The organism is Sulfurisphaera sp., from assembly GCF_059755235.1.
The window spans coordinates 1-5,740 of the sequence record NZ_DBPRYF010000033.1 but is presented as its reverse complement, the minus strand read 5'-3'; the positions used below and the strand labels follow the sequence as shown (position 1 = coordinate 5,740).

The 5,740-nt window shown below is 34.1% G+C and carries 8 protein-coding genes and 2 pseudogenes; 1 reads left to right on the top strand and 9 read right to left on the bottom strand.

Annotated features, from left to right (window positions below):
* The 9 genes and pseudogenes from AC3OCB_RS05640 to AC3OCB_RS05600 form a co-directional block, all read right to left on the bottom strand.
* Window positions 1–274: pseudogene (locus tag AC3OCB_RS05640) on the bottom strand (glycosyltransferase family 4 protein); the annotation flags it as partial.
* A gap of 310 nt (window positions 275–584) precedes the next feature.
* Window positions 585–767, bottom strand: a complete 183-nt coding sequence (locus tag AC3OCB_RS05635; protein ID WP_498341291.1) for a hypothetical protein — start codon at window positions 765–767, stop codon at window positions 585–587.
* Window positions 764–1,195, bottom strand: coding sequence for a PaREP1 family protein (locus AC3OCB_RS05630; RefSeq protein ID WP_498341289.1), 432 nt, complete (start codon window positions 1,193–1,195; stop codon window positions 764–766). Before AC3OCB_RS05630 ends, AC3OCB_RS05635 begins: the two co-directional genes overlap by 4 nt.
* 287 nt (window positions 1,196–1,482) lie before the next feature.
* On the bottom strand, window positions 1,483–1,638 hold the full coding sequence (locus AC3OCB_RS05625) for a hypothetical protein (RefSeq protein WP_498341288.1): 156 nt from the start codon (window positions 1,636–1,638) through the stop codon (window positions 1,483–1,485).
* The gene (locus tag AC3OCB_RS05620) at window positions 1,638–1,874 is read right to left on the bottom strand and encodes a hypothetical protein (protein ID WP_498341287.1); all 237 of its coding nucleotides are present in this window, start codon (window positions 1,872–1,874) and stop codon (window positions 1,638–1,640) included. Before AC3OCB_RS05620 ends, AC3OCB_RS05625 begins: the two co-directional genes overlap by 1 nt.
* A gap of 56 nt (window positions 1,875–1,930) precedes the next feature.
* Window positions 1,931–2,344 (bottom strand): MarR family winged helix-turn-helix transcriptional regulator, encoded by a 414-nt coding sequence (locus AC3OCB_RS05615; protein ID WP_498341286.1) that lies wholly within the window; start codon window positions 2,342–2,344, stop codon window positions 1,931–1,933.
* A 235-nt stretch (window positions 2,345–2,579) separates the two neighbouring features.
* Window positions 2,580–2,894 (bottom strand): NifB/NifX family molybdenum-iron cluster-binding protein, encoded by a 315-nt coding sequence (locus tag AC3OCB_RS05610; protein ID WP_498341292.1) that lies wholly within the window; start codon window positions 2,892–2,894, stop codon window positions 2,580–2,582.
* 56 nt (window positions 2,895–2,950) lie between these two features.
* Window positions 2,951–4,039 carry a hypothetical protein gene (locus AC3OCB_RS05605; protein ID WP_498341285.1) on the bottom strand — a complete coding sequence of 363 codons (1,089 nt, stop codon included), beginning with the start codon at window positions 4,037–4,039 and terminating at the stop codon, window positions 2,951–2,953.
* A 59-nt stretch (window positions 4,040–4,098) separates the two neighbouring features.
* The gene (locus tag AC3OCB_RS05600; RefSeq protein ID WP_498341283.1) at window positions 4,099–5,268 is read right to left on the bottom strand and encodes an MFS transporter; all 1,170 of its coding nucleotides are present in this window, start codon (window positions 5,266–5,268) and stop codon (window positions 4,099–4,101) included.
* Between the two features lie 161 nt (window positions 5,269–5,429).
* Between AC3OCB_RS05600 and AC3OCB_RS05595 the strand changes: the two are divergent.
* Window positions 5,430–5,740: pseudogene (locus AC3OCB_RS05595) on the top strand (radical SAM protein); the annotation flags it as partial.

Here is a 5,740-nt window from a genome sequence, read left to right as displayed (position 1 = left end):
AGGAGAAAAATGGCACAGCGTGTGCAACACTATCAATTACTACGTCATAATTTTTAGCATATCGTGAAGAGAGAAGATGAATAGTAAACTTGTTCCCAGCGTGAATGAGCTTTATGTTATCATATTCCTCAAGGGAATTACCTACATTTTCACTCAACCAAGTTACATCGATCCCCTTTTTTGCTAATCTTCTCCCAACCTCGTAAATTACTCTTTCAGCACCACCTGCTTGAGGATGAAAAAGATCTCTATGGTTTATAAATAATAAATTCACGAAAAATATATGGGTTTTGGAGAAATAAAAAATTATTTTAAGGGGGACAAACTGGTTCTCATTGAGCCCTAATAGGCACTCGAACCCCTCGGTTATAATTAAATATAGGAAAAGTCTTTTTATTTTTAGCTTTCATGAACCAATGAAGTAGAAAGTTGTCTAGTTATCTGTTCAACTTTACCTTAGGGTAAGACTGTCAGTAGTAATCAATAAACTGGTGATAAGGTCTATTAGTTTTCTTTACCGAATAAGGATTTTTAACCAATTTATTTATAGGGAAGCATCAAGCTAATGAACCACTTGATAGAATTTATTTTAACTCAACAACTTCTTTAGCTTTCTCTATCAGTTCAACAACTATTTTAAAAACGTCTTCAAAGTCCTCATCAGTCATGAAGTTATCATAAAAATTTGAATGAAGTGATTCAGTTTCTCTTAATAAAGTTCTTAAAACCTCCTTAAGGATTACTGTGCTACCGTCATGTAATTTCACTGGGTTAGTGTCAGCATACTTTTTAACAAACTGATGTAAATCACCGTGGCTCCAATTTGAAACAAAACATTCTTTTTAGCTGCGTATAATTTAATTAATGCTGTAACTGCTCCCCATAACTTCTCGCCAGATTGTACGTAATCTTTCTTTTCCTTTAACTTTAATGCCTCATTATAGTATTTTTCAAAAAGTTGTCTATATCTCTCAATCTGTGATGAAGGTTCCTTATCAAGGTTTTTAATCTCGTCCATTGCGTCCTCCGCACTCCATCCTATCTCTTTGGAGAGTTCATTAATCCAGTCCTTATCTAGAGCATCAAGACCTTCTCCTTTTACTAATTTATCGTGAATATTAACAATTTCCGGCCAATCATCTAATTTGGTTTTAGTCTCAGATCTTTCTTTAGAACTTTTATATGCAAATGTCAAAATTAGTCACTACTAAAATATTTCGTTCATTGCTTTTTATCTTTTTTAATCGACTTTGGTGATATCAAAAATCTACAAAAGACTTGATTTGTTTTTTTAAAAAAAAATAACGAAGTTAAATCTACTTGATATTTAGTATATCCTATATCTCAAATATACATTGAAAAGTATCGAGCTATTCAGGGAAGAGAACCAATTAACCATTCCAAAGATGTCGATAAATTTTTTATTTGATTTTTAATTAAAAAATTACATATTATTACAGTAAGGATAAATAAAAAATATTTTTAGCTTTTATCAATTTTCCACAACAATGCAGAAACTACAATTAAGACAACGTCAAGTATCCAGCTTTCTATGACGTAGACATTTATTGGTAGAACTTTCCCTACAAAAAGTGCTGGTCCAGTCCTAGTTTCAGTTAGCAATAGAAAGTCGATCACTAGAATATTAGTGCTGGAAGATATAAGCTTCTAAATCCCATTATGAAAGCTACAGCAGCGACTATAGCTAGAGACGCTGTGAAAGCGAAAAATGTTGAATATATCTCTGTTGCCAATACATCTTTTCCAAACGCTACGTGGGATGCTAACATTATATGAACTCCAGCACACAGCGAGGAACCTAGTAGACCTATCCATCTTAGAGCTTGTATTCCAACTATCTTACTGCTTGCCATAAGAGAGGAAAAGAACGATATATAAAATGGATTTTCCCAAAAGCTTGGGCAAAAGTTTATATATTTTCTTCTTTTTCGGCTTCCTTCAACAGAAGGTTAAAGAATTCCACGACGCAAGAAGTATCTTTAACCTTAGAAAGCAAATTGAGAATTAATTCTTTATACTTACCTCTAACCTCTTCTAGGATTTTAATCCCTTCATCAGTTATCTTAACTATTACGACTCTTCTATCTGTCGAGTCTCTTTCTCTAGTTATATAGCCTTTCTTTTCTAGTTTGTCTAAAACTTCAACCATAGTTGACTTGTTAACGTCAGCATAGTTTGCCAAAGAGGTCACATTTTTTTCTCCTTCTTTAAGATAATAAAGGGTTTGAACTTCTGTATAAGAAAGCCCAAACTTCTCTGCCTCTCTCTGTAAAAGTTTTCGGAATTTCTTGTTCCCCTTAAGTACTATCTCCCATTGTTCCAAGTCAATACACCTTTTTCAATACGAAAATTATTAAATAGAAAACTATTAAAACTAATGCTAGTAGCTTCTTGACTTTATAAATTAAGAAGTTAATTAAATAGACAATTTTTATCATTCGATTTTCTTTTCATTAGCCATTGCTTTTTGTTACGTAATTATGTATTTATTTTAGCATTCAACAAAACGTTTTTAAATGTGTTATGTTCTATTTTTATTAGCACGTAGAAATAATATTTTACTCTCTTTTTACTTTCTCCCTAATCCTTTCGGAAATTGCAAGAAAACTTGAGTACATTACTTCTCTCATGTTAACCTCTTTCAAGTTTGTTGTTGTCAGCTTATCCCCAGGTTTCGAAATTAGCATCTTTATGTTTGCTTTCTTCAGTATCTGATAAGAAGGAAAACATAAAGAACCGTGAGGAGCAATTACAGTGTCCGCTTTTAGTTTTACACATTCTTTGGAGACTGTGGGTCTCTTCATAGGTGAATTTAGTGCTGGGTTCTCTTCTTTAAATATAACCTCGTTGTTTTTATCATCAACAAGGACTATTTATTTAGCTTTAGAAAATATTTCAAATTCTAGATTTTCATTAACCGTTGTACAAATCATTTCTCACATTCCTCCTTCACTTTTTTATTCCCAGTAACTACAATCAGTTCATGTTCTTTGCTAAGCTCTCTGAGTTTCGATGCCACCATCTCAGTTTCTTCCTCTGTTAAGTACCCCTCTGGATATTCAATCACTACTAATGATCTACCAGAGGCTGTAGATAACTCTGCGTCAATTGCTACAAGGGACTTTATCTTTGGTGGTGCATTACCAATAGTTTCGTCTTTCCAGTAAAGTACCCCATTTTGGACCTTTATTTCATCTGATGAGAAGTATGGCTTAAATCTCTTTATTCCTTCTTTTACTCTATATATAGCAAAGCTACACTTTTGTGAGAATAACTGAGAAATTTCTTCCACCGTAAGAGCTGATTCAGAAACATTTAGTAGAGTTGATCTGTCTGATGGCATATAAATAAAGTCTGTGAATCCCGTCTTCCTTTGGAAGTCCTCTTTCTCCTTTTCAAGCATAGGCTCTATCAAACTCTCTATAATATTTTCTCCAATTTCATCTAGTTGAGACTGAGAAATCATTGATTTCTGGTTAACTTCTCTAGAAGTCACTTGCAACAGCTTGTTAACTTCTTCTTCGCTTATGCTCCTATCTATTCCTCTGTTATCTAGCTTTAAAGATAAATTCAGCTCTGCTCTTAATATCTTTTTGTCCAACTTCACTTTTGCTTTTAATGTAAAGTTCTTTATCCCAGTAAATGTGGACAGATCGATATTTACGCTTGTCTCAGTTACATCTTCAAATTGTGTCTCAGTTTCAATCGCAACTGGCTCTTTTAGTGTTATTTCGCCGTTTTTCCATGTTAATGGTATTGATGTGTTTATTTTGGTTATTATTGAAGGTAAAATGAAATTAGGATTAACCATTCTGAAATTCAATTCCCTTATTATTGCATCTAACTCGTAGATGGTGAAATATAAGTTCCTTAGTTTTTCATAGTTTTTCCTTTGGATTTTGAAGTTCAAGTCAAAGGCAACGTTCTTTTTAAAAGTATTAAAACCAGTGGGATCAAGAATATAATACTCTTTTATCTTGTCTGTTAGATCTTCATACCCGTAGATTACTTTGCACATGGTTGATAGTTAGTTTCATAATATAAAAACCAATTTTAGGAAATTTTGGACTTTTGAGATCATTTACTTACTTGCTTCCTTTCCTTTAACAACTTGTAGTAGATATATCCGCCAATCGCTTGTAACAGTCCTCCACTAAACTCTGGTAATGGAATCCACATCTCTAACAAGTACCCACTTAAACCACTGCTTAACTGGGCAATTCTAGTCGATATTCCTTGTAAGCTTGTTGCTGCTCCAAAATCTTCTTCTGACACTCCTCTTACATTTACCGCTGTCCTGTTGGGGGCTCCGAAGCCTGCGTTTAAACCTCTAATTGCATACAGTGTAGCAGCTAGATAAAACCATGGGGAAAAAGCTATGCCTACTAGAAGCACTCCGTTTAATACTCTCGTTACTGATCCTACTTTTAGAGGATCCAAATGTATTCTGGTTGCTAAAAATGAGCCTAGTGAAGTTAATGCATAAGAAATTGTAAATATAATTCCTATCATAAAGTCGTCTACGTGATAAGCTAATTTAAACCATAATGGTAAAAGAGGTATTGCAATTCCCACACCAGCTCCGGAAACCACGTTTGATGCTATGACTTTTGAGATGTAGGAGAAACTAGACCTCTTCATTATTTTCGTTGTCTTCTTAGGTCTTTTCACTTCGTGAACCAATAGAAGTGATAGAATTGAAACTAAGAGAAGCACAGAGGAAAGTCCAAATATCACTCTAAAATCCTCTTCGGGAGAGAATGGAAGAAACTGCTTTATAGATACCAATAGACTTCCAATTACGCTTGATGCTGATGCGGCAGAGCTTAATAAGCCAAGTCTTTTTACCCTCTCAGTCTCATCTCTCCAGTTTGAAGCTATCAATGCTGATAACCCTGGGCTCCACATCCCTCTTAATCCTCCAGAAGCACCTCCTCCTATCCCCGTTATTATTAGTAAAAGTATGATTAGATGTATGTTTGATGTTATTGCAAGTAGTGCTGTGCCTATTGCTGGTAAAAGATCACCAATTAAAAGTGTCTTCTTATAACCTATCCTATCTCCTAATAATCCCAAAGAGAATGAAAGTATCGAATAAAAACCCACTACACCAAACACCACAAGTCCTATAACAACTGGTGATATTCCTAATAAGGATAAATATAAAGGAACTGATAGACTTACGTAAATCAAACTTATACTTCTAGTTACTCTAGAAATTAAAAGAAACTTGAAAGTGCCTTCCACTTGAGATAGTTGTTAACTCTCGTATTAATTTTTTCCTTTAAGTGTTGGGATTTAAACAATTAGAATCCATATAATGAAATTTTTTCTATGATTATTATTCGATTTGGATTTAAATAACTATGAAAGAAAAGTTTATCTACTTGGTGATAGAGATATATCTTATGGATAGAAGCTGGGAAGTAGTCTTAACGGCAGATAGAGGGTCATTCACAGACTACGGCGGGAGTAGTGTGTTAGGTTATGTAGCTTGTATGCCCTATAGATTAGTTCCTAGGCTGTTCATGGATAAATTCTTTACACCCCCAATAAAGGTTGATAAAGAAGGGAAGGCTGTTTATGCACCTTATGCTTTAAGGAAAGTTGAAGCATCTTTACTATATCACGGTTTCGATGTCGCTGTTATCCCTCCAGAATATTTAGAGAAGAGTGTTAGCGATAAGACAAAAGTTGTAGGCATTACTGTCCATGATCC